This window comes from Cellulosimicrobium sp. NPDC030954 (assembly GCF_055571305.1).
Map to the genome: position 1 here is coordinate 458,352 of NZ_JBVIFN010000002.1, position 25,112 is coordinate 483,463.

General features: G+C 73.9%; 21 protein-coding genes and 1 pseudogene. 14 read left to right on the plus strand and 8 right to left on the minus strand.

Annotated elements, in window-relative coordinates; translation table 11 throughout:
- Positions 1 to 13: 13 nt before the first annotated feature.
- Both ACZ402_RS07075 and ACZ402_RS07080 read right to left on the minus strand, forming a co-directional pair.
- A complete protein-coding gene (locus ACZ402_RS07075) occupies positions 14 to 295 on the minus strand; it encodes an Lrp/AsnC family transcriptional regulator (protein ID WP_087472312.1) in 282 nt (93 codons plus the stop codon).
- Positions 289 to 2,133, minus strand: coding sequence for a DEDD exonuclease domain-containing protein (locus tag ACZ402_RS07080; protein WP_375824851.1), 1,845 nt, complete (start codon positions 2,131 to 2,133; stop codon positions 289 to 291). The genes ACZ402_RS07075 and ACZ402_RS07080 overlap by 7 nt, the downstream gene beginning before the upstream one ends.
- A gap of 148 nt (positions 2,134 to 2,281) precedes the next feature.
- Here ACZ402_RS07080 and ACZ402_RS07085 point away from each other — a divergent pair, with 148 nt between their 5' ends.
- A complete protein-coding gene (locus ACZ402_RS07085; RefSeq protein WP_375824852.1) occupies positions 2,282 to 3,685 on the plus strand; it encodes an NYN domain-containing protein in 1,404 nt (467 codons plus the stop codon).
- A gap of 87 nt (positions 3,686 to 3,772) precedes the next feature.
- On the opposite strand, the gene ACZ402_RS07090 is transcribed toward ACZ402_RS07085, so the two are convergent.
- The gene (locus ACZ402_RS07090) at positions 3,773 to 5,590 is read right to left on the minus strand and encodes an AMP-dependent synthetase/ligase (protein ID WP_375824853.1); all 1,818 of its coding nucleotides are present in this window, start codon (positions 5,588 to 5,590) and stop codon (positions 3,773 to 3,775) included.
- Between the two features lie 260 nt (positions 5,591 to 5,850).
- Here ACZ402_RS07090 and ACZ402_RS07095 point away from each other — a divergent pair, with 260 nt between their 5' ends.
- Complete coding sequence (locus ACZ402_RS07095; RefSeq protein WP_253050031.1) at positions 5,851 to 6,798, plus strand: ROK family glucokinase; 948 nt, start codon at positions 5,851 to 5,853, stop codon at positions 6,796 to 6,798.
- 55 nt (positions 6,799 to 6,853) lie between these two features.
- On the opposite strand, the gene ACZ402_RS07100 is transcribed toward ACZ402_RS07095, so the two are convergent.
- Positions 6,854 to 7,483, minus strand: coding sequence for a hypothetical protein (locus ACZ402_RS07100; protein ID WP_375824854.1), 630 nt, complete (start codon positions 7,481 to 7,483; stop codon positions 6,854 to 6,856).
- Between the two features lie 57 nt (positions 7,484 to 7,540).
- Between ACZ402_RS07100 and ACZ402_RS07105 the strand changes: the two genes are divergently transcribed.
- The 3 genes from ACZ402_RS07105 (at position 7,541) to ACZ402_RS07115 (ending at position 11,041) form a co-directional block, all read left to right on the plus strand.
- Positions 7,541 to 8,326, plus strand: coding sequence for a lysophospholipid acyltransferase family protein (locus ACZ402_RS07105; protein WP_375824855.1), 786 nt, complete (start codon positions 7,541 to 7,543; stop codon positions 8,324 to 8,326).
- A gap of 125 nt (positions 8,327 to 8,451) precedes the next feature.
- On the plus strand, positions 8,452 to 9,678 hold the full coding sequence (locus ACZ402_RS07110) for a pyrophosphate--fructose-6-phosphate 1-phosphotransferase (protein WP_375824856.1): 1,227 nt from the start codon (positions 8,452 to 8,454) through the stop codon (positions 9,676 to 9,678).
- A gap of 13 nt (positions 9,679 to 9,691) precedes the next feature.
- The gene (locus ACZ402_RS07115; RefSeq protein WP_375824857.1) at positions 9,692 to 11,041 is read left to right on the plus strand and encodes a class II 3-deoxy-7-phosphoheptulonate synthase; all 1,350 of its coding nucleotides are present in this window, start codon (positions 9,692 to 9,694) and stop codon (positions 11,039 to 11,041) included.
- A gap of 23 nt (positions 11,042 to 11,064) precedes the next feature.
- Here ACZ402_RS07115 and ACZ402_RS07120 read toward each other — a convergent pair whose 3' ends face one another.
- Positions 11,065 to 13,095: a Stk1 family PASTA domain-containing Ser/Thr kinase gene (locus tag ACZ402_RS07120; RefSeq protein ID WP_375824858.1), complete on the minus strand. Its 2,031-nt coding sequence runs from the start codon at positions 13,093 to 13,095 to the stop codon at positions 11,065 to 11,067.
- A gap of 93 nt (positions 13,096 to 13,188) precedes the next feature.
- Between ACZ402_RS07120 and ACZ402_RS07125 the strand changes: the two genes are divergently transcribed.
- Positions 13,189 to 13,614: an Rv2175c family DNA-binding protein gene (locus ACZ402_RS07125; RefSeq protein WP_375824859.1), complete on the plus strand. Its 426-nt coding sequence runs from the start codon at positions 13,189 to 13,191 to the stop codon at positions 13,612 to 13,614.
- Between the two features lie 21 nt (positions 13,615 to 13,635).
- Here the strand turns inward: ACZ402_RS07125 and ACZ402_RS07130 are convergent, their stop codons facing one another.
- Together ACZ402_RS07130 and ACZ402_RS07135 are read right to left on the minus strand one after the other, a co-directional pair.
- A complete protein-coding gene (locus ACZ402_RS07130; protein WP_375824860.1) occupies positions 13,636 to 14,814 on the minus strand; it encodes a polyprenyl synthetase family protein in 1,179 nt (392 codons plus the stop codon).
- Positions 14,815 to 14,869: 55 nt separating this feature from the next.
- Entirely contained in the window at positions 14,870 to 15,442 is a 573-nt protein-coding gene (locus ACZ402_RS07135) for a hypothetical protein (RefSeq protein WP_375824861.1), read from the minus strand.
- A gap of 152 nt (positions 15,443 to 15,594) precedes the next feature.
- On the opposite strand from ACZ402_RS07135, the gene ACZ402_RS07140 reads away from it, so the two are divergent.
- The 4 genes and pseudogenes from ACZ402_RS07140 (at position 15,595) to ACZ402_RS07155 (ending at position 20,638) form a co-directional block, all read left to right on the plus strand.
- Positions 15,595 to 16,776, plus strand: coding sequence for a DUF4192 domain-containing protein (locus tag ACZ402_RS07140; protein WP_375824862.1), 1,182 nt, complete (start codon positions 15,595 to 15,597; stop codon positions 16,774 to 16,776).
- Positions 16,777 to 16,871: 95 nt separating this feature from the next.
- Positions 16,872 to 17,270 (plus strand): universal stress protein, encoded by a 399-nt coding sequence (locus ACZ402_RS07145; protein ID WP_375824863.1) that lies wholly within the window; start codon positions 16,872 to 16,874, stop codon positions 17,268 to 17,270.
- A 271-nt stretch (positions 17,271 to 17,541) separates the two neighbouring features.
- Positions 17,542 to 19,107 (plus strand): RNA polymerase sigma factor, encoded by a 1,566-nt coding sequence (locus tag ACZ402_RS07150; protein ID WP_375824864.1) that lies wholly within the window; start codon positions 17,542 to 17,544, stop codon positions 19,105 to 19,107.
- 352 nt (positions 19,108 to 19,459) lie between these two features.
- A pseudogene (locus ACZ402_RS07155) lies at positions 19,460 to 20,638 on the plus strand (IS30 family transposase).
- 161 nt (positions 20,639 to 20,799) lie between these two features.
- Here ACZ402_RS07155 and ACZ402_RS07160 read toward each other — a convergent pair.
- Positions 20,800 to 21,003 carry a DUF7455 domain-containing protein gene (locus ACZ402_RS07160; protein ID WP_375824865.1) on the minus strand — a complete coding sequence of 68 codons (204 nt, stop codon included), beginning with the start codon at positions 21,001 to 21,003 and terminating at the stop codon, positions 20,800 to 20,802.
- Positions 21,004 to 21,200: 197 nt separating this feature from the next.
- Here ACZ402_RS07160 and ACZ402_RS07165 point away from each other — a divergent pair, with 197 nt between their 5' ends.
- From ACZ402_RS07165 to ACZ402_RS07180, 4 genes are all read left to right on the plus strand, one after another.
- Positions 21,201 to 23,330, plus strand: a complete 2,130-nt coding sequence (locus ACZ402_RS07165; RefSeq protein WP_375824866.1) for a DNA gyrase/topoisomerase IV subunit B — start codon at positions 21,201 to 21,203, stop codon at positions 23,328 to 23,330.
- A gap of 2 nt (positions 23,331 to 23,332) precedes the next feature.
- On the plus strand, positions 23,333 to 23,977 hold the full coding sequence (locus tag ACZ402_RS07170) for a cation efflux transmembrane domain-containing protein (RefSeq protein WP_375824867.1): 645 nt from the start codon (positions 23,333 to 23,335) through the stop codon (positions 23,975 to 23,977).
- Between the two features lie 64 nt (positions 23,978 to 24,041).
- A complete protein-coding gene (locus tag ACZ402_RS07175; RefSeq protein ID WP_375824868.1) occupies positions 24,042 to 24,515 on the plus strand; it encodes a DUF4430 domain-containing protein in 474 nt (157 codons plus the stop codon).
- Positions 24,512 to 25,090 carry a DUF6580 family putative transport protein gene (locus tag ACZ402_RS07180; RefSeq protein ID WP_375824869.1) on the plus strand — a complete coding sequence of 193 codons (579 nt, stop codon included), beginning with the start codon at positions 24,512 to 24,514 and terminating at the stop codon, positions 25,088 to 25,090. Before ACZ402_RS07175 ends, ACZ402_RS07180 begins: the two co-directional genes overlap by 4 nt.
- The last annotated feature ends 22 nt before the right edge of the window (positions 25,091 to 25,112 follow it).

The window sequence follows — 25,112 nt, forward strand, 5'->3', positions numbered from 1 at the left end:
GCCGGGCGGCCCGTCAGTCGTCGAGGCCGAGCGCGAACGCCTGCTCGAGGTCGACGTTCGAGTAGGCGCGGAACGCGATGAACGTCTCCGTGCGCACGACCCCGGGGACCTTGCTGATGCGGTCCGCGATGACGTCGGCGAGCTGGTCGTGCTCCTGGACGCGCACCATCGCGACCAGGTCCGCCTTGCCCGTGACCGAGTAGACCTCGCTGACGCCGCGGAGGTCCGCGACCTCGGACGCGACCTCGGGGATGCGGTCGGGCTCGGTGTCGATCAGGACGATGGCGGTCAGCATGGTTCCTCCGGGGTCGGGTCGTCGACTGGCGACCACTCTACGGTCACGCCGGGCACCGCGTGCGACAGGTCGGGGCGGTCGCCCGGGTCGGCGTGGCGCGCGACGTCGCGCGCCGTGGCGGCGAGGTCCACGTGCGACCCCGCGGACCGGACCGGGCACGCCCACGGGCCGGTGACGTCGACGATCCGCACACCCGGCTCCTGGAGCCAGGACAGCAGGATCTCGGCCTCGTGGGGGTGGCTCGCCGGGGCGGGCGGCACGGGCGGCGCGACGGTCTCCGCCGTCGCGACGAGGGCGTCGACGAGCGGCCACGGGTCGACGCCGGGCTCGCTCACCCCGGTCGCGGCCAGGCGCGCGTGCCGCACCACGACGATCTCCCACCCGCCCGCGTCTGTCGCGCGGGCGGCGACGAGCTCGGCGCACGCCGCGAGCGGGGCGAGCCGCTGGGCTCGCGCGGCGCCCGTGAGGAAGGCTCGCAGCCGGTGCGTGAGCTCTCCTGCCTGCTCGAACCGTTCGTCGCGCGAGAGCGCGACGATCCGGCGCCCGAGCTCCGCGACGACGTGGGACGGGTCCGACTCGAACGCCTCCCGCACGCCGTCGGCGACGGCCGCGTAGCCGGTGTCGCGCTCGGCGGTCGTGCACGGGGCCGAGCACCGTCCCATCTCGGCGAGGACGCACGCCGTGGCCCCCGGCGAGGCGACGACGGGGAGCCGGCGCGTGCACTGGCGCAGCGGGAACGCGTCGTGGAGGGCGTCGACGGCGGCCTGGGCCTGGTGCTTGGACGCGAACGGCCCGATGTGGGCGGCCGGGGCCCGCACGTCGCGCACGACGGACAGGCGCGGGTACGTCTCGTCCGTGAGCCGGACCCAGGTCATGCGCTCGGGGTGGCGCGACCGCCGGTTGTAGCGTGGCGCGTGCTCCGCGATGAGGCGCAGCTCGCGCACCTGCGCCTCGAGCGGCGTCGCGCACACGACCGGGGTGACGGCGTGCGCGACGCGCACCATCTCGGTGATGCGGCTGCGCTTCTCCGAGCGGGTGAAGTAGGACCGGACGCGGCGCCGGATCGACGTCGACGTGCCGACGTAGAGGACCTCGTCCCCGGGCCCGCGGAAGAGGTAGACGCCCGGCGCGTCCGGGAGTCCGTCCGCGAGGTGCCGCTTGCGCCGGACGTCCTGGGGGACGGGGTCCGTCGCGCCCGCCAGGTCCTCGAGGTGGGTGACGCCCAGCGGCCCGAGCCGCGCCAGGAGCGCGTGCAGGACGTCCACCGTGGCGCGCGCGTCGGCGAGCGCGCGGTGCTCGGGCGTCACCGTGGCCCGGAACAGGGCGGCGAGGGTCGCGAGCTTGTGGTTGGGGGCCTCGTCGCGCGTCACGACGCGGCGCGCGAGCGGGACGGTGTCGAGCACCTGGTTCCCGGGCCACTCGTACTCCGCGGCCCGGCACGCGGCCTTGAGGAACGAGATGTCGAACGGGGCGTTGTGCGCGACGAGCACGGCGTCGCGGGCGAACTCCAGGAAGCTCGGCAGCACGGCCTCGATGCGCGGCGCCGTCGCGACCATGGACGAGGTGATCCCCGTGAGCCGGGCGACGAAGGCGGGGACGGGCACGCCGGGGTCGACGAGCGTCTGGAACTCGCCGAGCACCTCGCCGCCGCGCACCTTCACGGCGCCGATCTCCGTGATGCCGGCGCCCGCGGGCGACCCGCCCGTGGTCTCCAGGTCGACGACGACGAACGTCACGTCGCGCAGGGGCGTCCCCAGGTCGTCGAGCGTGGGCTGGACGGGCACGCCCCGCGGCACGGACCCCTCGCGGGAGGAGGTGAGGAGGGGTCCGGACGACATGGCGGCGAGGTTAGCGACGGCCACCGACACCGTTCGTCGTGTCCCGCGGCGACGCCCTCGGCACGGCATAGGGTGGTGCTCGGGAATCGGGACGATCGGGGACGAAATGTCCGACGGTGCTCCGACGGCAGACATGCAGGAGGCGGGGATGGTGGCCGAGAGGTCGGACGAGGAGGGACCTGACGGCGGCGTCCCGCCGGCGGTGCGCGCGCTGCTCGTCGAGGCCGCCGCGGACGTGCTCGGCACGCTCGACCCGGTCCTCGTCCCCGTGGCCCTGCAGCGGGTCAAGGCCTTCGCCCCGCGCCGGCGCGCGTCGGCCGGGGCGGCGCCGTTGTGGCGCGCCCTGGTCGACGACGCCGGGTTCCGGCACGCGGTCGCCGCCGCCTGGTCGCGCGAGCACGGGAGCGGGACGGGCGCACCGCCGGAGGTGCCGGTCCTCGACGACCAGGGACCGCCCGAGGCTCGCGCGGCGGCGGCGGGCGACGACGTCGTCGCGGCACGGGCCGACGCGGAGGCCACCTCGCCCGCCCTCGTCCGCGAGCGTGCCGCCGGAGCCTTCCTGCTGCGCCCGGACGGCTGGGAGGCGACCGTCGAGAGCGCCCGCGCGCTCGACACGACGCTGCGGACCGAGCGCTCGGAGCGCAGCGAGGTCGCCCGGTTGCGCCGCGACCGCGACCGGTTGGCCGCGCAGGTCGAGGAGCTGCGGGCGCAGACGCGCGACGCCGTGGCACGCGCTGACTCGGCGACGGCGGAGCTCGCGGGCGCGCGGCGCGCCGAGCGGCGGCTGCGGGCGGACGCCGACCGCGCGCGGGCGGAGGCCCGGGCGGCCCGCGAGACGGCGGCGGCCGAGCGCGCGGAGGCGGAGGGGGCGCTGCGCGACGCGCGCGAGGAGCGTCGCGCCGCGGGGGTCGAGCTCGCCCGGGCGCGTGCGGAGAGGGACGAGGCGCGTCGGGCGCGGACGTCGGCGGCCGACGTCGCGACGGCACGCGCGCGGCTCCTGCTCGACACGGTGGTCGACGCGGCGGCCGGGCTCCGGCGCGAGCTCGCGCTGGGGCCTGCCACGACGACCCCGGCCGACGACGTCGCCGCTGCCCTGCCGGACGCGACCCTACGGCCGAGGCCCGGGTCGCGCGGGCGCGCGGCGGACGACCCCGCGCTGCTCGGCGACCTCCTGTCGGTCCCGCGCACCCACCTCGTCGTCGACGGCTACAACGTGACCAAGACCGGCTTCGGGGAGCTCACGCTCGCCGAGCAGCGCGACCGGCTCCTCAGCGGGCTCCTGCGCGTAGCGGCCGGGGGAACCGAGGTCACGGTCTGCTTCGACGGGGCGGACACCGCCGTCCGCCCCGTGCACGCCCCGCGCGGCGTGCGCGTGCTGTTCTCGTCGGGAGAGATCGCCGACGACCTCATCCGGCGCCTGGTCGCCGCCGAGCCCGCGGGCCGTCCGGTCGTCGTCGTGACGAGCGATCGTGCGGTGTCCGACGACGTGCAGGCGATGGGTGCCGTGTGCGTCCCGGCGCAGGCGCTCCTCGCGCGGCTCGCCCGCCGCTGACGCGGCGCCGCACGGCCCTCCCGGCGGGTTGCCGTGGAGGGCCGTGCGGATGGACCCGCCGTGCGGGTGGTCCCGGGGAGACGGACGTCAGCGGACCGGGGCGGGACCGTCGACGTAGATCGCCTCGACGTCGGCCGCGAAGTCCTTGAGCACCTCGCTCCGCTTCACCTTGAGCGACGGCGTGAGGTAGCCGTTCTCGACCGTGAAGTCGGTGGTGAGCACGGTGAACTTGCGGATGGACTCCGCGCGCGACACGGCCTGGTTGGCGCGCGTCACGGCGGCGTCGAGCGCGGCGAGGACGTCCGGGTCCTTGGCCGCGTCCTCGATCGACATGGCCTCCTTGCCGTGCATGCTCGCCCAGCCCGGCAGCCCCTCGGGGTCGAGCGTGACGAGCGCGCCGATGAACGGCTTCTGGTCGCCGACGACGACGCACTGCGAGACGAGCGCGTGGGCGCGGATGCGGTCCTCGAGGACGGCGGGGGCGACGTTCTTGCCGCCCGCGGTCACGATGATCTCCTTCTTGCGGCCCGTGATGCGCAGGAACCCGTCCGCGTCGAGCGAGCCGAGGTCGCCCGTGCGGAACCAGCCGTCGACGAACGCGTCCGCCGTGGCCTGCTCGTTGTTGTGGTAGCCGCGGAAGATGTGGTCGCCCTTCAGCAGGATCTCGCCGTCCTCGGCGATGCGCGCCCCGCAGCCCGGGAGCTGCTCGCCCACCGTCCCGATCTTCGTGGTCGCGGGGCGGTTGACGCTCGTCGGCGCCGTCGACTCGGTGAGCCCGTAGCCCTCGAGGATGCGCACGCCGATGCCGCGGTAGAAGTGCCCCAGCCGGTCGCCGAGCGGCGCGCCGCCGGACACCGCGTACTTCGCGCGGCCGCCGAGCGCGTGGCGCAGCTTCTTGAACACGAGCGCGTCGGCGACCTTGTGCTGCAGGCGCAGCCCGATGCCCGGGCCCGACGGCTCGTCCAGGGCGCGCGAGTAGGCGATCGCCGTGGCCGCCGCCCAGTGGAAGATCTTGAGCTTGCCGCCCGCGGCGGCCTTCTGCTCGGACGAGTTGTAGACCTTCTCGAACACGCGCGGCACCGAGAGGATGTACGTCGGCTTGAAGGTGCCGAGGTCGTCGAGCAGCGTCTTGGTGTCCGGCGTGTGGCCCAGGACCGTCCCGCCGGCCACGACCAGCACGCCGATGAACCGCGCGAACACGTGCGCGAGCGGCATGAACAGCAGCGTGCGACCGCCCGGCTCGCCGAACACCTCCGGCACCGCGGCCACCGCGTTCACGGTGAGCGAGTAGAAGTTCTGGTGCGTGAGCTCCGCGCCCTTGGGGCGCCCGGTCGTGCCCGACGTGTAGATGATCGTCGCGACGTCGGCGAGGTTCGCCAGGCCGCGGCGCCGCGCGATCTCGGCGTCCTCCACGTCGGCCCCGTCGGCCGTCAGGGTCGCCACGGCGCCCGAGTCGATCACGAGGACGTCGCCGAGCGCCGGGACCTGGTCGCGCACCTCGCCCACGGTCGCCGCGTGCGCCTCCGTCTCGACGACGAGCAGCCGGACGTCGGCGTCCGACAGGATCCACTGGACCTGCTCCGCGCTCGACGTCTCGTACAGCGGCACCGGCACCGCGCCGGCCGCCCACGTGGCCCAGTCCAGGAGCGTCCACTCGTAGCGCGTGCGCGACATGATGCCCACGTGGTCGCCCGGCTGGATCCCGCGCGCGACGAGCCCCTTCGCCACGGCGACGACCTCGGCGTCGAAGTCCCGTGCGCTGAGCGCCTGCCACGTGCCGTCGGCGCCGGCGCGGCGCTCGACCAGCGGCGCGGCCGGGTCGGCCGCGACTCGGCTCGCGAGCAGGTCGTTGAGGTTCTTCGACGGATCGACTTCGACGATCCGTGGGGCGCTGATCTCGTCCATTCTGGCTCCAGTGGCAGTAGTCGACGGTGGGAGAACCCTACCCAGTGGCGGTGTGTGCCCGGGACCTGCCGATGTCGGTAGGCTTCAGGTGCTGTGCGCTGCTTGCGCAACGTTTCGCGCGGGCGCGGAGTTCCGGCAGGACCACCCGGGCGCGGGGTCGCGAGCCGTGGTCGTGCGTCGCCCGGCGACGGGCAGCACCTGCAGCGTGAGGCTTCCAGCCAGCGGTTAGTCAGCGGTTACCGAGCGAGTGAGGACGGGACATGCACGCCATCGGTGTGGACATCGGCGGGACGAAGATCGCGGCCGGGGTCGTCGACGAGAAGGGCGAGATCCTCGTCCAGACGCGCCGCGACACCGAGCCCGACGACGTCGCGAGCATCGACCGTGCCATCGCCGACGTGTATGCCGAGCTGACCGCCGAGCACGAGGTCGGCGCGATGGGCCTCGCCGCGGCGGGCTTCGTCAGCCCCGACCGGACGTCGGTGCTCTTCGCCCCGAACATCGCGTGGCGCGAGTACCCGCTCGCGCGCAACGTGCGCGAGCTCATCGGGGGCACCGACGTGCCGATCGTCGTCGAGAACGACGCCAACGCGGCGGGCTGGGCGGAGTTCCAGTTCGGCGTCGCGCGCGACGCGACCGACATGCTCATGCTCACGGTCGGGACCGGGCTCGGGGGCGCGATCGTCGTCGACCGCGAGCTCGTGCGCGGCAAGTGGGGCGTCGCAGCCGAGGTGGGGCACATGCGCGTCGTGCCGGGCGGGCACTACTGCGGCTGCGGCCACGAGGGCTGCTGGGAGCAGTACGCGTCCGGCCGCGCCCTGGTGCGCGACGGGCAGAACGCGCTCATCGCCCAGCCCGACCGCGCGACCCGCCTCCTGGAGATCTGCGGCGGCGACCCGGAGAAGCTCAACGGCCCCCAGATCACGCAGGCCGCCCAGGAGGGCGACGACCTCGCGGTCGAGCTGCTCGCGAACCTCGGCCGCTGGATCGGCGAGGGCGCGGCCTCGGTGACGGCGCTGCTCGACCCGGAGCTCATCGTCATCGGCGGTGGCGTCGGCGCAGCAGGCGACCTGCTGCTCCAGCCGGTGCGCCGCGCGTTCGCGGACCAGCTCTCGGCGCGCGGGCATCGCCCCGAGGCGCGCATCGAGCTCGCCGAGCACGGCAACGAGGCCGGGATCGTCGGCGCGGCGGACCTCGCGCGCCGCTGAGCATCCGTACTCGGACGCGGACCGGCGACCACCTGGTCCTGACGGGGCCCGGGCGTCAGACGACGGCGCCCGGGCCCTCGTCGTCGTCCTCGCGGCGGTGCGGCATGCGCCAGAGGAGGATCGCGAGCCCGGCGAGGAACGCCCCGCCGCCCACCTGCGCGACGATCACCGGGTACGGGCGCACCACGACGAGCACGACGAGCAGCAGCACCGGCACGCCGACGACCAGGGCCCACGCCATGGTGAGGAGCGGGTCGCGGCCCAGGACGAGCGGCGGGTCCGGCGGCACGAAGTGGCTCTCCGCCTCCTCGAGGTCCTCGACCTCCGGCGTCGTCGGCCAGTCGCGGGGACCGCTCGTGCGGACCCAGGGCGCGACGGGCACGGACCCGAGCACGTCGCGGCCCTCGCGCGGCGCGGGCGACGGCCCGTCGGTGCCGTCCGTGGGCCCGCCGCCGTCCTCGGGCCCGCGCGCGTCGTCGTCAAGGTCGGACAGGTCGGAGAGCTCGGCCACGATGCCGGCCCACTGCGCCTCGACGTCGAGCGCCGGCTCGCGCGGCGCGTCGCCCTGCCGGGCGCTCTCGTCGTCGGGCTCGGGGTGCTCCGGACCCCGCGACGCGTCGTCGGGCGTGGGCTCGGGTCCGTCGTCGGGCTGCGGGGAGTCCGGCTGGGCGTTCGGTGCGGCCATAGGAATCACTCTAGAGTCGGATGCACGTCCCGCGCCGGGACCCCGCGAGGAGGAACGTTGTTCTACTGGTTCATGAAGCAGGTGATGGTCGGCCCGATCCTGCGGCTCCTGTACCGTCCCTGGACGCGGGGCGTCGAGCACGTGCCGGACGAGGGCGGGGCGATCCTCGCGAGCAACCACCTCGCGGTGATCGACTCCTTCATCCTGCCGCTCGTGCTCGACCGCAAGGTCCAGTTCCTCGGGAAGTCCGACTACTTCACGGGCACGGGGGTCAAGGGGCGCCTGACGGCCGGGTTCATGCGCGGGGTCGGCACGATCCCCGTCGACCGGTCGGGCGGCAAGGCGAGCGAGGCCGCGCTCGAGACCGGTCTGCGCGTCCTGCGCGAGGGCGACCTGTTCGGCATCTACCCCGAGGGGACGCGCAGCCCCGACGGGCGGCTGTACCGCGGCAAGACGGGCGTCGCGCGCCTCGCGCTCGAGTCGGGCGCCCCCGTCGTCCCGGTCGCGATGGTCGGCACGAACATCGCCCAGCCGATCGGCAAGGTCATCCCCAAGCCCATGCGCATCGGGGTCGTCGTCGGCGAGCCGCTCGACTTCTCCCGCTACCGGGGCATGGAGAACGACCGCTTCATCCTGCGCGCCGTCGCCGACGAGATCCAGTACGCGATCATGCGGCTGTCCGGCCAGGAGTACGTCGACATCTACGCCGCGACGGCCAAGGCGCGCCTCGCCGCGGGGCACACCGAGTCCGAGGAGGCGGGCGGGGCGCCCGGCGGCCGTCCGGCCCCCGACGTCCAGGTCCCGGAACCGCCGCCGGAGCCCGGCGCGGCGTCAGTAGACTGAGCGACGGCCGGTCGCACTTCGCTCACGGTGCCCCTCGCGGGGCACGTGCCCGCCGCCGTCGCCGCCACCCCGCCGGACCGCGTCCGTCCGGCCAGGATCCGTCCTACGAGAGGTTCTGAGTTCACATGTCGGTTCGTCGCGTCGCCCTCCTCACCGCGGGCGGTTTCGCCCCGTGCCTGTCCTCCGCCGTCGGGGGCCTCATCGAGCGGTACACGGAGCTCGACCCGGAGATCGAGATCATCGCCTACCAGTACGGCTACCACGGCCTCCTGACGGGCACGAAGATCGTCGTGGACGAGGAGGGCCGCAAGCAGGCGGGCATCCTGCACCGCTTCGGCGGCTCGCCGATCGGCAACTCGCGCGTCAAGCTGACGAACGCGGCCGACTGCGTCAAGCGCGGCCTCGTCCAGGAGGGCCAGGACCCGCTGCAGGTCGCGGCGGAGCAGCTCAAGGCGGACGGCGTCGACGTCCTGCACACCATCGGTGGCGACGACACCAACACGACGGCGGCCGACCTCGCCGCGTACCTGCACGACAACGGCTACGAGCTCACCGTCGTGGGCCTGCCCAAGACGATCGACAACGACGTGATCCCGATCCGTCAGTCGCTCGGCGCCTGGACCGCGGCCGAGGAGGCGGCGGGCTTCGCCGCGAACGTCATCGGCGAGCACCGCTCGGGCCCGCGCATGCTCATCGTGCACGAGGTCATGGGCCGCCACTGCGGGTGGCTCACCGCCGCGTCCGCGGCGGAGTACCGCAAGTGGCTCGACGCGCAGGAGTGGGCCCCGGCCCTCGGCCTGACACGCGAGCGCTGGGACGTGCACGCGGTGTTCCTGCCCGAGCTCGCGCTCGACATCGACGCCGAGGCCGAGCGCCTCAAGGCGATCATGGACGAGCAGGGCAACGTCAACATCTTCCTGTCCGAGGGCGCCGGCATGCACGAGATCGTCGCGCAGCTCGAGGCGGCGGGCGAGGAGGTCCAGCGCGACCCGTTCGGCCACGTCAAGCTCGACACCGTCAACCCCGGCCAGTGGTTCGCCAAGCAGTTCGCCGACAAGCTGGGCGCCGAGAAGGTCATGGTCCAGAAGTCCGGCTACTACTCGCGCGCCGCGGCCGCGAACGCCGAGGACCTGCGCCTCATCAAGTCGATGACCGACCTCGCGGTCGAGTGCGCGCTGCGCGGCGAGTCGGGCGTCATCGGGCACGACGAGGAGAACGGCGACCGCCTGCGCGCGATCGAGTTCCCGCGCATCGCCGGCGGCAAGGCGTTCGACGTCACGCAGCAGTGGTTCGGCGAGCTGCTCGGCGGCATCGGCCAGCCGCTCGTCGCCGCGGCACCCGCCGCGCACTGATCCGGGGAGCGGGATGACCACCACGAGCGAGCCGGGGACCGACGCCGGGCTCGACCACTTCCGCACGCTCGTCGCGCTCCAGCAGCCGACGTGGCCGGACGAGGCGGCGCTCGACGCCGTCCGGGACCGGCTGGCGGCCTCCGCGCCGCTCGTGGTGCCCGCCGCGGCCGACACGCTGCGCTCCCGCCTGGCCGCGGCCGGGCGGGGCGAGGCGTTCCTCCTGCAGGGGGGCGACTGCGCCGAGACGTTCGCCGAGGCGAACGCCGACCGCATCCGCAACAAGATCCGCACCATCCTCCAGATGGCGGTCATCCTCACGCACGGCGCGAGCATGCCCGTCGTGAAGATGGGCCGGATGGCCGGGCAGTACGCGAAGCCGCGCAGCTCCGACTCGGAGACGCGCGACGGCGTGACGCTGCCCGCCTACCGCGGCGACATGATCAACGGCCACGCGTTCACGCCCGAGGCGCGCGTGCCCGACCCGGAGCGCCTCGTCCAGGCGTACCAGATCTCGTCGGCGACGTGGAACGTCGTGCGGGCCTTCACGAGCGGGGGCTTCGCCGACCTGCGCCAGGTGCACGAGTGGAACCGCGGCTTCATGCGGAACCCGGCCTACGCGCGCTACGAGCAGACGGCGTCGGAGATCGACCGCGCGATCCGCTTCATGGACGCGTGCGGCGCCGACTTCGACGCCCTGCGCACGGTGGAGTTCTTCGTCAGCCACGAGGCCCTCGTCCTGGACTACGAGCGCGCGCTCACGCGCCGCGACACGCGCACGGGCGACGCGTACGACACGTCGGCCCACTTCCTGTGGATCGGCGAGCGCACGCGCCAGCTGGACGGTGCGCACGTCGACTTCCTGTCGCGCGTCGCGAACCCGATCGGCGTCAAGCTCGGGCCGACCACGACGCCCGAGGTCGCGCTGGAGCTCGCGCGCCGGCTCAACCCGGACGACGTCGAGGGCCGCCTGACGTTCGTCACGCGCATGGGCGCGGGGAACGTCCGTGACGCGCTGCCCCCGCTCGTCGAGGCCGTGTCCCGGGCCGGCGTGCCCGTCACGTGGGTCACCGACCCGATGCACGGCAACACCATCACGTCGGCGAGCGGCTACAAGACGCGCCGGTTCGACGACGTCCTCGACGAGGTGCGCGGCTTCTTCGAGGTGCACCGCGCCGCGGGGACCGTCCCGGGCGGGCTGCACGTCGAGCTCACGGGCGACGACGTGACCGAGGTGCTCGGCGGCAGCGAGGAGATCGACGACGCGGGCCTGGCCCTGCGCTACGAGACCCTCGTCGACCCGCGCCTCAACCACCAGCAGTCGCTGGAGATGGCGTTCCAGGTCGCGGAGATGCTTCGCCGCTGAGCGGCACTGCTCGGGAGTCGACGTCAGAAGACGTTGATGACGATCGTCGAGCCCTTCGGGGCGGTGCGACCGTCGCCGCCCGGAGGGTCCTGGGCGTAGACGATGTTGAGCGGGCTGATGCCCTGGGGGTGCCGGACCTCGACCGTGAACCCCGCGTCGGTGAGCGCCTTCTCGGCGGCCTTGACGTTCATCGAGTAGGTGTTGGGCACCTCGACGAGCGGGGGACCGAGCGACACCACGACGTTCACCGTGTCCGTCCGGTGCGCGTCGGTGCCCTGCTCGGGGTCCTGGCGGACCACGAGGCCCGCGGCGACGGACTCGGAGTACTCCTCCGTCACCGCGGCGACGAGGCCCTGGTCCTCCAGCGCCTGGACCGCGGCGTCCTTCTCGGAGCCCGTGACCTGCGGCACGACGACGGGCGCCGGGCCCGACGAGACCGTGAGCACGACCGGGACGTCGTGCCGGATCGTGGCGCCCTCCTCGATGACGTTGCCGTCGGGGTCCTTCACGGCCATGACCTGGCCCGACGGCACCTCGTCGTGCGGCGTGGGGACGGGGTCGCCGAGGGTCAGGTCGGCGCCCTCGATCGCGGCGGTCGCCTCCTCCTGCGTCGCGCCCACCAGGCCGGTCGGCACCGTGAGCATCCGCACGCCCTTCGACACGACGAGCTGCACGCTGCCGTCCTTGCGTACGTCCTCGCCGGACGCCGGGTCGGTCGCCACGACGGCGCCCTCCGGCACGGCGTCGTCGTAACGCTCCTCGACCGTGTGGTCGAGGCCCGCCCCGTCCAGGATCGCGGCGGCCTCGGTCCGGGACGCCTCGACGAGCCCGCCGGGGACCTGCGTGTACGCGCCCGGCCCGGAGGAGAACCACCAGGCCGCGCCGCCGCCGGCCCCCGCGAGGACGAGCAGGACGACGAGCGACCAGACGACCGCCCGGCCTCGCCCGCGGCGTCGCGCCGTGACCGGGGGAGCGGGAGGTGGCGGCGGGCCCGGCCGCGTCGTCGGGACGACGACGTGCCCTACGGCGAGCGGCTCGGTGAGGCCGGCGGCCTCGCGGTCCTGCAGGCTGAGCGCGGCGAGGGGTGCGGTCGCCGCGGACCGGTGCTCCGTCGTCGGGCCGGGCCCGGGGCCCTCGGCCGGGGGTCCGTCGACGGTCGCGCCCGCGGGCGGGTCGACGCGCCGCTCGAGGTCGGCCGGGTCGAGCGCCGCGCGGACCGAGCGCACGAGCGCGAGCGCAGCGCCGGCGTCGGCGGGGCGGTCGGCGGGGTCGCGCGCGGCGAGCGCGCACAGCAGGTCGTCGACCTCCGGCGGGATCCACGGGGCGACGTCCGAGGGCGGCGGTACGTCGTTGTTGACGTGCTGGAACGCGACCTGGATGGGAGTCGTGCCGGTGTGCGGGACCGTGCCCAGCAGCATCTCGTACGCGAGGATGCCCACGGCGTAGACGTCGGTCCGCGCGTCGCACGCGCCCGTCGCGATGAGCTCGGGGGAGAGGTAGGCGACGGTCCCGAGGATGGTGCCGGTCGTCGTCGCCGTGACCTCGTTGACCGCGCGCGCGAGCCCGAAGTCGGTGACCTTGAGCCGGCCCTCGGTGTCGAGGAGCACGTTCTCCGGCTTGATGTCGCGGTGCACGAGCCCGGCGCGGTGGGCGGCGGCGAGCGCGTCGAGGACGTCCTCGAGCACGTCGAGCGTGCGGCCCAGCGGCAGGGTGCGCTCGGTGAGCATCGCGCGGCGCAGGTTCGAGCCCGCCACGTACTCCATCGTGAGGTAGCTCGTGTCGCCGTCGAGCCCCTGGTCGTACACGGCGACGAGGCCGGGGTGCGTGAGGCGGGCCGCCGCGCGCGCCTCGCGGCGGAAGCGCGAGACGAAGTCGGCGCCGGACGCGCCCTCGGCGAGGTGGGCGTGCATGACCTTGAGCGCGACCTCGCGCTCGAGCCGCCGGTCGACGGCCAGGTACACCGTCGCCATGCCGCCTCGCGCGATGCGCGAGACGACCTCGTACCGCCCGTCGACCAGGCGGCCGACGAGGGGATCGGTCGTCACGGTGGCCACGGGAGAGAGTCTAGGTGGCCCGACGTCGCGATCCGGTGAGCGCGGGCGCGCACGGCGTGGGTGTCGTGTGGAGGCACGCCGTAGGCTTGCCCGGTGACCGACCGCGACCCCAGCCCCCGCCCGACCCTCGACGACCTGGTCGGCGAGTGGCTGACCCTCCCCGACGTCGCCGAGGCGCTCGGTACCGACGTCGGCAAGGTGCGCCGCATCGTGCAGGAGCGCCGCGTCGTCGGCGTGAAGCGCGGCGAGCGCACGACGTTCCAGATCCCGGCCCGCTTCCTCGTGCCGCTGCACCTCGTCGACCCGGCGAACGCCGGCCGTCCGGACGAGAGCGGCCGGGTGGGCGTCCTGTCGAGCCTGCAGGGCACGATCGTGGTGCTCACCGACGCCGGGTTCGACGACGCCGGGATCCTCGAGTGGCTGTTCAGCCCGAACGACGAGCTGGGCGAGCCCCCGTTCGACACGCTCCTGAGCGGGCACAAGGCGCGGGTGCGCCGCGTCGCGCAGTCCGAGCTCTGACCCGGTCCCGAGGCGGCGGCGTCAGGCGGTGCGCTCGACCGCGGCCTGCGCGAGCAGCCCGAGCATCGTGGCCCCGGGCTCGGCGAGCCCGGCGTCGGCGAGGGCCGACGACGCGCGGTCGGTGAGCTCGGCGATGAGGGACTCCACGGCGTCGCGCGCGCCGGTGTCGACGAGCACGGCGCGCAGGTCCTCGACCGTGCTCGCGTCGAGGTCCGGGTCGCCCAGGTGCGTGAGCAGGAGGTCGCGCTGCGCGGGCGTCGCGGCGGCGAGCGCACGCACGACGAGCACCGTGCGCTTGCCCTCGCGCAGGTCGTCGCCCGCGGGCTTGCCCGTGACACGCGCGTCCCCGAACACGCCGAGCACGTCGTCGCGCAGCTGGAACGCCTCGCCCACGGGCAGACCGAACGCGCTCGTCGCCGCCACGGCGTCCTCGTCGGCCCCGGCGAGCGCCGCACCGAGCGCGATGGGGTGCTCGACGCTGTACCGCGCGGACTTCGACCGGATCACGGCCCGTGCGCGCTCCTCGTCGGCCGCGGGGTCGTCGCCCCAGGGGAGCACCTGCGCCTGCACGTCGAGGTACTGCCCGACGATCACCTCGGTCTGCATGCGACCGAAGACGACGCGCGACCGGGTCGCGACGTCGGCGGGGAGGGCGTCGAGCGCGTCGCCGAGCTCGCGGTGGCTCGCGATGAGCGCGAGGTCGCCGAGCAGGATCGCCGTGTTCTCTCCGTAGCGGTCCGCGTCGCCCGACCAGCCGAGCCCGCGGTGCCGCGCCCCGAACGCGCGGTGCGCGGTCGGACGCCCGCGCCGGGTGTCGGAGGCGTCCATGACGTCGTCGTGGAAGAGCGCAGCGGCCTGGAACAGCTCGAGCGCCGCGCCCGCGCGGAGCGCGACGGCGCGGTGCGGGCCGTCCGGGTCGCCGCCGTGCGCGCGCCATGACCAGTAGCAGAAGGCCGCCCGCAGGCGCTTGCCACCGGCGAGCAGCTCGTCCGTCGCGTCGGCGAGGGGGTCGGCGTCGGGGTGCGTGGAGGAGAGCTCCTCGCGCAGCGCGGCGGTCGAGACGTGCAGGGCCTCGTCGACCCCGGCGCGCACGCCCTCCCGGTCGACGAGCGCGCTCGGGCTCGGGTCGGTGACGCTCCGAGAGGCCCCCGGGACGTGGGGCTCGGGCGAGGACGAGGTCGGCAGCGACGGGTTCGGCACGGGGGCAGCCTATGCGGTGCGGCGCCTCGGCGGCGTCGTCCCACGGGAGGACCCGTCAGCCGGCCGCGACCTGCCCGCTGATCGTCACCAGTCGCTCGGTCTCGTCGTCGAACACGCCGACGGCCAGCGACTCGGTGGGGGACTCGGGGGCCGGCGTCCGGACGAACGTCGTGAGGGAGGTGAGCGCGCTCGGGACGCTCGAGGGCGACACCGCGAACCCGGCGGCGCCGAGCGCCTCCGTGTAGTAGGCGGTGAGCGCGTCGACGGGCTCGTCCGAGCGCAGGTTGAGGGTGACGTCGACCAGCGTGCCGTCCCCGGACGGCCGGGCCGAGCTCGCGAGCACCTGGGCGCCCGCGGGGACCGTGACGAGCTCTGCCGGGAAGCCCTCCACGAGGTCCCCGACGGCGGAGTCCGCGTCGTAGTCGGGCAGCGGCGTGCCGGGGGCGCCGGCAGCCTCCTCGGCGGGGGACGCAGGCGTGTCACGGGGCCCGGTGGCCCCCTGGACGTCGTCCGGGCCCGCCTGGCAGCCCGCGAGCGTCGTGCCGAGCAGCGCCACGGCGAGGACGACGGCGGACGCGTGGGCGGACGTGTCCGCTCGCCGCGCGCGGGCTCGGGTTCGTGGTGGCACGCGCACACCGTAGCCACCCGGGCGTCCGCGAGCCACCACCTGCCTCGGGGGTGGACCACAGGCGGAGCGACGGGTCGGGACCGGGCACCGGGCGTCCACAGGCGTTCGCGCGCTCGCCCCGCGAGCCGCCGGGACGGGCTGGGATGGGCCTCATGACCACGCTGATCCGGGCCCAGGGCCCGCGCGAGCTCCTCGCCTACGTCCCCTACCGGCTCGGCTACCGTCCCCAGGACAGCGTCGTCCTCGTCGGGCTGCGACCGCCGCGCGGTCGGGTCGGCCTCGTCGTCCGGGTGGACGTGGCTGACGTCGCCGACCTCGAGCACGGCCCGCAGCTCGCGCGCTCCGTCGTCGGGCACCTCGCCGCCGACGGCGCGCAGCGCGTCGTCCTCGTCGTGTACACGGACGCGCCGCTGCGGTCCGGCGGGGTCGGGACCGCCGTCGCGCGGGCCGCCGTCGAGCACTGCCGGGAGGCGGTCGAGCCGCACCACGGTCCCGTGGACGTCTGGGTCGTGTCGCCGAGCGGCTGGTACGCGCTCGACTGCGCCGAGGACGAGTGCTGCCCGCCGGGCGGTCGTCCGCTGCGCGAGCTCGAGTCGAGCGAGGTGGGCGCGCACATGGTGCTCGCGGGGGCCGCGCTCGCGGACTCGCGCGAGGAGGCGCTGCGCATCCCGCGCGCGGGCGCCGACGCGCGGCGGCGTGCGGCGCGCGCCGCACGCCGCGTGCGGGACCGCGCTCGCGAGGGTGGTGCTCCCGGCACCTGGGCCGACCCGGACGCCGGCGCCGTCGCCCGACGTGTCGAGAGCCTGGCCGAGTGGCGCGCGGCGGTCGCCCGCGCGGTCGCGCACGAGCAGGACCGCGCCGGGGGTGAGGCCCTGGGCGCGGGGACCGGTACCGGGCTGCCTCCCGCCACGGTCCTCGGCAGGCTCGCGGCCGGGCTCGAGGCGGTCCCGGTGCGCGACGCGGTGCTCGTCTCGCTCGTGCCCGGGACGGGCGACCTCGCCGACCGCACGGTCCGTGGCGGCGACGTCGACGCCGGGACGGCGCACGCGATCGCGTCGATCGTCGACCCGGCGGCGGGGCTGGCGCCGGACCCGGACGTGACCGGCCCCGCCCGCGCCGTGCTCGAGGCGGTCGTGGCCCACGCGCCGCGCGGGAGCACCGCCCCGGCGCTCACGCTCCTCGCGCTCGTCGCCTGGTGGCACGGGGACGGCGGCAGGGCGGGACGGCGGCTCGAGGAGGCCCTCGCGGAGGACCCGACGTACCGGCTCGCCCTCCTGCTGTCGAGCGCGCTCGACGCGGGGGTCGCGCCGGGCTGGATCCGCGCCGACGTGTGAGCCGCGGCGCGCGGGTTCGGGTAGGTTCGACCGCAACACGACCTGCGGTCGCCGCCCGCGGCCGACCGCGCCCACGATCCGTTCCCGGAGGACACATGAGCGTCGTCGTCGCGCACCTGAGCACGCCCGAGGGTCGTGAGGCCCTCGACAGCGCGGCTACCGAGGCCGTCCGCCGCGGCACCGAGCTCGTGGTCGTCGTCACGGAGGCGTCGACCTCGACGCCCGAGCTCGTCGCCGCGCACGAGGACGACCTGCGCCGGGTCGAGGAGCGGCTCGAGGGGACGGGGACGACGCTGCGCCGCGAGCGGGGGACGTCCGACCTCGCCGAGGACCTCGTGAGCGCCGCCGAGCGGTCCTCGGCGGACCTCATCGTCATCGGCCTGCGCCGTCGCAGCCCGGTCGGCAAGCTCATCCTCGGGTCGAACGCGCAGCGCATCCTGCTCGACGCGCCCTGCCCGGTGCTCGCCGTCAAGCCCGAGCGTGCGGGGGCCTGAGCAGGGAATCTTCGCGGGTGCCCGGCCGTTGTACAGGCCAGGACCCGGGTGTCGGACGTCGCCGAGACGTGGTGCGCGGGCCGGCCGCGAGGCGGTCAGGTCCGACCTCACCTCGTGTCGCGGCGTCCGGTGCACGGATCGCCGGTACAATATAGGTATCCGCTAGAGCCCGACGACTCACCGTGAGAGTCCACGAGAAGCCCGCACTTCACGGTTCACGTCCCCGCTCCGGCGGCCCTACCGCCCCCCATGATTGCCGAAAGGTCGGTTTGTGGCGCCCTCAACCCCGATTTCCGCACTCCCGCGAGAGTTCGAGCACCCCGCCCTGCAGGAGCTCCTGCGGCGCGGCAGCGCGAACGGTCGCGTCGACGCCGAGAGCTTCCGCACCGCGTGCGAGCAGGCCGCCGTCAACGACGCCAAGCGGCTGAAGGCGGTCTTCCGCGCGCTCGCAGGCGCCGGCGTCGAGGTCGACATCCCGACCACGACGAAGGTCGCCGCGGCGGCGTCGCCGCGCAGCACGACGACGGCGCGCACCAAGCCCGCGGCGGCGAAGTCCGCGTCGGCGACCAAGCGCACGACGACCGCCACCAAGGCCGCCCCGGCCGCCGAGGGCGACGCGGCCGAGGCCGCTCCGTCCACCGGCCCCGCGAAGCCCGCCGCGCGCAAGACCGCGGCCAAGGCGCCGGCCAAGGCGAAGGCGACGCCCGCGCGCGCCAAGAAGAAGGACGACGACGAGGACGACGCCGAGGTCGAGGTCGAGGACCTCGAGATCGACGTGACCGAGGACGACGAGGACGCGGCCGCGGACACGGGCACGAAGAAGCCCGCCGCCGGTGCCGCGACCGAGGAGCCCGAGGAGACGGGCTTCGTCGTGTCGGACGCCGACGAGGACGACGCGCCGGTCCAGCAGGTCGTGACCGCGGGTGCGACCGCGGACCCCGTCAAGGACTACCTCAAGCAGATCGGCAAGGTCGCGCTGCTGAACGCGGAGCAGGAGGTCGAGCTCGCGAAGCGGATCGAGGCCGGCCTGTTCGCGGAGGAGAAGCTCGCGGCCGAGGGCGACGACCTGGACCGCAAGCTCAAGCGTGAGCTGCAGTGGATCGCGCACGACGGCAAGCGGGCGAAGAACCACCTGCTGGAGGCGAACCTGCGTCTGGTGGTGTCGCTGGCCAAGCGGTACACGGGCCGCGGGATGCTGTTCCTGGACCTGATCCAGGAGGGCAACCTCGGTCTGATCCGTGCGGTCGAGAAGTTCGACTACACCAAGGGCTACAAGTTCTCGACGTACGCGACGTGGTGGATCCGTCAGGCGATCACGCGCGCGATGGCGGACCAGGCACGCACCATCCGTATCCCGGTGCACATGGTCGAGGTCATCAACAAGCTCGCGCGCGTGCAGCGGCAGATGCTGCAGGACCTGGGTCGTGAGCCCACGCCCGAGGAGCTCGCCAAGGAGCTCGACATGACCCCGGAGAAGGTCGTCGAGGTCCAGAAGTACGGCCGCGAGCCCATCTCGCTGCACACGCCCCTCGGCGAGGACGGCGACAGCGAGTTCGGCGACCTCATCGAGGACTCCGAGGCGATCGTCCCGGCCGACGCCGTGAGCTTCACGCTCCTGCAGGAGCAGCTCCACCAGGTGCTCGACACGCTCAGCGAGCGCGAGGCGGGCGTCGTCTCGATGCGGTTCGGCCTGTCCGACGGGCAGCCCAAGACGCTCGACGAGATCGGCAAGGTCTACGGCGTGACGCGCGAGCGCATCCGCCAGATCGAGTCCAAGACGATGTCGAAGCTGCGGCACCCGAGCCGCTCGCAGGTCCTGCGCGACTACCTCGACTGACGTCCCGCCCTCGGGCGGCCGGCCCCCACGGCCCGGCCGCCCGACGGCGAGAAGCGTCGAGACGCACGAAGGCCCCGAGGAGATCGGCCGGTTCTAGCGGTCCTCGCAACACCCAGAGTTTCTGGGGGTTGCGGGGACCGTGGCGTTTCAGGACGAGCGTGGGGCGCTCAGGGCGAGATTCTTCGAGGTCTTCGATGACGTCGGGAGTACGACGGTCGCGGCGCGCATGGTCGGGGTGAACCGGCATACCGCTGCGGGGTGGGTGCGTAGGGCTGGTCGCCGCTCGGCAGGTGTCGGCGGTCATGGGCCGCATCCTGGCAGGGGTGAGTACGCGCGTCTTCGGCGTGCTGGTGTGTCTCGGCGGCGTGCCGCCGAGCAGGTCGGCGTCAACGAGCGCACCGCGCGGGACTGGGATCACGGGGTTCGTAAGACACGCAGCTCGCGAACGTATCGCGATGGTCGTCGGGTGGACTACAACACGGGGGTGGCGACTCATGTCGATGTGTCCGAGGCGCTGTCGGCGGCCGCCCTCGAAGCCGGACTGGATCCACGATTCTTGACGTTGACCGAGCGGGAGCTGATCGCGGACCTGCGCCGGGAGGGTGCGTCGTTGCGGGCGATCGGGCGGGCGTTGGGTCGCCCGGCCTCGACGATCAAGCGGGAGATCGATGCGCGGTCCGTGGAGGGCGTCTATCGCCCGTATACGGCGCAGCGGGCTTGGGTCGCGTCCCGCCCGCGCCCCAAGGAATCCAAGCTCGTCCGGCCTGGACCGTTGCGCGAGTACGTGACCGCGAAGCTCGCGATGCGGTGGTCGCCCGAGCAGATCTGTCACGCTCTGGTCACGGAGCATCCGGACGACGAGAGCATGCGGGTGATACAGAGACGATCTACCAGGCGCTCTACGTCCAGGCCCGCGGCGGTCTGAAGCGTGAGGTCGCGACCGCGTTGCGCACGGGACGCACCCGACGCAAGCCCCACCGCAGCCCCGGCCAGCGCACGCCCCGGTTCGTGGACGAGATGGTGATGATCTCCGAACGCCCGCCCGAGGTCGAAGACCGGGCGGTGCCCGGTCACTGGGAAGGCGACCTGATCGTCGGGACCGGGACACGGTCCGCGATCGTGACCCTGGTCGAGCGCACCACTCGCTACGTGATGCTGGGTCACCTGCCCGGCACACACACCGCCGAGGAGGTGCGAGACGTGCTCGTCTCGCTGATCGGGACCCTGCCGGCGCACCTACGCGGCTCGCTGACCTGGGACCAGGGCTGCGAGATGGCCGCGCACAAGCAGTTCACGATCGCCACGGACGTGCCGGTCTACTTCTGCGACCCGCACTCACCTTGGCAGCGCGGCAGCAACGAGAACACCAACGGACTACTACGCCAGTACTTCCCCAAGGGCACCGACCTCAAGGTCTTCGGCCCCGAGGACCTCGAGCCACGTCGCCCAAGAGCTCAACGGACGACCACGCAAGACGCTCGACTGGGATACCCCAGCCGAGCGTCTGCGTGATCTACTGACGGCCACATAGACCATCAGGTGTTGCGAGGACCCCTAGAAACCACCGATCTCCTCGGGGCCTTCGTCGTGTCGTCGGTCGTGGGCCGCCGGACCGGGCGGTGGAGCCGGTCCTCGCGGCGCTCCCGGCAGCCTCGCGCTCGTGGCGCGGCGCCGGGCGGTGCGAGCGGCGGGTCAGCGCGCGCCGTGCTCCGCGAGCAGCTTGTCGGTCTCGTCCTGGATGGACGTCGCGAGGTCGGTGTAGGCGTCGGCGTGCGCCCGCGCGTGGTGGCCGCAGAACAGCAGCTCACCGCTCGGCAGGACCACGCGGACGTACGCCTGGGCCCCGCAGCGGTCGCAGCGGTCGGCCGCGGTCAGCGGTTCGGTGGTGGTCGTCATAGCAGTCACATGAACATCAAACCATCCGGTCCTCAGGATTCGTCCCGTGGGGGCACCGGGTTCGCTACCCGCGAAGCGTCTCGGGTCCGTGCGAGGTCCGTGCCGAGCCGTACCGGGTCGCGTGCCGAGGCCGGAGCCGGGCGGGCCCGCGGCGGGGGAGCGCAACGGTGTGGGCGCGCTCGTCTAGGCTTGCCGCCGTGACGACCACCTCCGCTGAGTCCAGCTACACCGCTCGGCACCTGTCCGTGCTCGAGGGCCTCGAGGCCGTGCGCAAGCGCCCGGGCATGTACATCGGGACCACCGACTCGCGCGGCCTCATGCACTGCCTGTGGGAGATCATCGACAACTCCGTCGACGAGGCGCTCGCCGGGAACTGCTCCAAGATCCTCGTCGTGCTGCACGCCGACTCGTCCGTGACGGTCGAGGACGACGGCCGCGGCATCCCCGTCGACATCGAGCCCAAGACCGGCCTGTCCGGCGTCGAGGTGGTGTTCACCAAGCTGCACGCGGGCGGCAAGTTCGGCGGTGGGTCGTACACCGCGTCGGGCGGTCTGCACGGCGTCGGCGCGTCCGTCGTCAACGCGCTGTCCTCGCGCCTGGACGTCGAGGTCGACCGCGGCGGCAAGACGCACCGCATGACGTTCCACCGCGGCGAGCCCGGCGTCTTCACGGACCCGAAGTCGGGCCCGACTCCCGACGCCCCGTTCGAGCCGTTCGTCTCCGGGTCGGAGCTCGCCGTCGTCGGGAAGACGAAGCGCGGCGTCACGGGTACGCGCGTGCGCTACTGGGCCGACCGTCAGATCTTCCTCAAGACCGCCGTCTTCTCCTACGACGAGCTCGTCACGCGCGTGCGCCAGACGACGTTCCTCGTCCCGGGCCTCGAGATCACCGTGCGCGACGAGCGCGGCGTCCCCGGGACGCCGGGGGAGTCCGGGCCGCACGAGGAGACGTTCGTGCACACCGGCGGGTCGGTCGACTTCGTCGACTTCCTCGCGCCGGACACGCCCGTCACCGCGACCTGGCACCTCACCGGCTCCGGGTCCTTCAGCGAGACCGTCCCGGTGCTCGACGACCGCGGCCACATGACGCCGCAGGCCGTCCAGCGCGACTGCGAGGTCGACGTCGCGCTCCGCTGGGGCACGGGCTACGAGACCGAGGTCCGCAGCTTCGTCAACATCATCGCCACGCCCAAGGGCGGCTCCCACCTCGGCGGGTTCGAGCAGGGCCTGCTCAAGGTGCTGCGCAAGTCCGTCGAGACCAACGCGCGCCGCCTCAAGGTCTCGACGAAGGACGCCTCCGAGCGCATCGAGAAGGACGACGTCCTCGCGGGCCTGACCGCCGTCGTGACCGTCCGCCTCGCGGAGCCGCAGTTCGAGGGCCAGACCAAGGAAGTGCTCGGCACCGCGCCCGTGCGCGGCATCGTGTCGCGCGTGGTGGAGAAGGAGCTGAACGCCCTCCTCACGTCGACCAAGCGCGACGAGAAGACGCAGGCCGCGCTGCTGCTCGACAAGGTCGTGGCGGAGATGCGCGCGCGCATCACGGCACGCAAGCAGAAGGAGATCTCGCGGCGCAAGAACGCGCTCGAGACGTCGTCCCTGCCGGCCAAGCTCGTCGACTGCCGCAGCGACGACGTCGAGCGCAGCGAGCTGTTCATCGTCGAGGGCGACAGCGCGCTCGGCACCGCGCGCCTCGCGCGCAGCTCCGACTTCCAGGCGCTGCTGCCCATCCGCGGCAAGATCCTCAACGTGCAGAAGGCGTCCGTGAGCGACATGCTCCGCAACGCCGAGTGCACCGCGATCATCCAGGTCCTCGGTGCCGGCTCCGGGCGGTCGTTCGACCTCGAGGCCGCGCGCTACGGCAAGATCGTGCTCATGACGGACGCGGACGTCGACGGCGCCCACATCCGCACCCTGCTGCTCACGCTCTTCTACCGGTACATGAAGCCGCTCGTCGAGGCGGGCCGCGTGTTCGCGGCCGTGCCGCCGCTGCACCGGATCGAGGTCATCGGTGCTGGCCGTCGCAAGAACGAGTACATCTACACGTACTCCGAGGCCGAGCTCGCCGCGACCCTCAAGAAGCTCGACAAGGCCGGGCGCCGCTACAAGGACGACATCCAGCGGTACAAGGGCCTGGGGGAGATGGACGCCGACCAGCTCGCCGAGACGACGATGGACCCACGCCACCGCACCCTGCGTCGCGTCACGGCCGAGCACGCCGAGGCGGCGGAGCGCGTGTTCGAGCTGCTCATGGGCAGCGACGTCGCGCCGCGCAAGGAGTTCATCGTCGCGGGGGCGGCCGAGCTGGACCACGCCCGCATCGACGTCTGACGGTGACCGCCGGACAGGACGCGCGCCGGTCCGACGAGGCCGACGTCGCGCGCCGCCTGCGTCGTGTCGTCCTGGTCGTCGCGGCGCTCAACCTGGCGTACTTCGTCGTCGAGCTGACCGTCGCGCTCGCGGCGGGGTCGGTGTCGCTGCTCGCCGACAGCGTCGACTTCCTCGAGGACACGGCGATCAACCTGCTCATCGCCGTCGCGCTGGGCTTCCCGCTCGCGCGGCGCGCGGCCCTGGGCAAGGTCATGGCGCTGCTCATCCTCGGTCCCGCCCTCTTCGCGGCGTGGGAGGCCGTGCAGCGCTTCGGCGACCCGACGGCGCCCCACGTCGTGCCGCTCGTCCTCGCCTCGCTCGGGGCGATCGTCGTCAACGGCGTGTGCGCGTGGCTCCTGGTGCGGGTACGGCACCACGGCGGGTCGCTCAGCCGGGCGGCGTTCCTGTCGGCGCGCAACGACGTGCTCGTCAACGTCGCCGTCATCGCGATGGGGCTCGTGACCGCGTGGACCGGCTCCGGCTGGCCGGACCTCGTGCTCGGGTGCGGGATCATCCTCCTCGCGCTCCACTCCGCCTACGAGGTCTGGGAGGTCAGCGAGGAGGAGCGGCTGGCCGCCAAGGCCGTCGCGGGGGAGGAGATCGGATGACGGTGCGTCGTCCGACTGGCGGGCGTCCGGGCGCGCGTCCGCGCACGCTCCGTACGCTGTCGTCGTGACCCTCCGAACTCTCCGCGACGCCTCCGCGCGCCCGCTCACCGCCCTGACCGCCGTCCTGCTCGCCGCGGGGCTGCTGGCCGGGTGCTCCTCTACCGACGAGCCGGCCGCCGACGCCGCGTCGCCGTCCACGTCGACCGCGAGCGAGGAGTCGAGCGCCCCGGCCGACGACGCGACGGACGAGGCGTCCGACGACGAGTCGGACGACGCCGAGGACGCCCCCGAGTTCTCGTACGAGGGGCGCGCCGGCGCCACCGCGCTCGACCTGCTGCTCGAGGCGGACCCGTCCGCCCAGGTGACCGGCGAGGGCGAGAACGCGTTCGTCACGGCGATCGACGGCGTCGCGGCCGACCCGGACAGCGAGTTCTGGGCGCTGTACGTGAACGACGAGATGGCTACCGTGGGAGCAGGATCCCTCGAGACCAAGGACGGGGACGAGATCACGTGGAAGCTCGAGACGTTCACCTCGTGACGGGTTCGCAGGCCTCGATGGTGACCCGTTGGTGGCGCCCGGCGCTCGTCGTGGCGCTCGCGGCGCTCGCCGTCGTCTGGCGGCTCGTGCGCGCCGACCTGGGCGCGCCCGCCAACCTCGAGCTCGTCACGGCCGCGACGTTCGCGGCGACGTTCCTGCTGCGCTCGCGCTGGGCGTTCGTCGTGCCGCTGGCCGTGACGGTCGTGTCCGACGTCGTGCTCGGCAACACGGCGATCGCGCTCTTCACGTGGAGCGCCTGGCTCGTGGTCGGGCTGGGCTCGCTGCTCGCGCGGAACACGACCGGGTGGCGCCGGGTCGGCGCGGGCGCCGCGTTCGGCGTCGCGGGCTCGCTGTGGTTCTTCGCGTGGACCAACTTCGGCGTCTGGTTCCAGGGCCGTGGCGTCTGGTACCCGGCCTCCGTGGACGGGCTCGTCGCGAGCTACGTCGCGGGCCTGCCGTTCCTGCGCACGATGCTGCTGGGCAACCTGGTGCTCGTGCCGCTCGTCGCGGCGGGCACGCTGCTCGTGGACCGGCTCGAGACGGCGCACGGGATGGCCGCAGCCCGGCCCGCCTGACCCGCGCGGTAGCGTGGTCCGT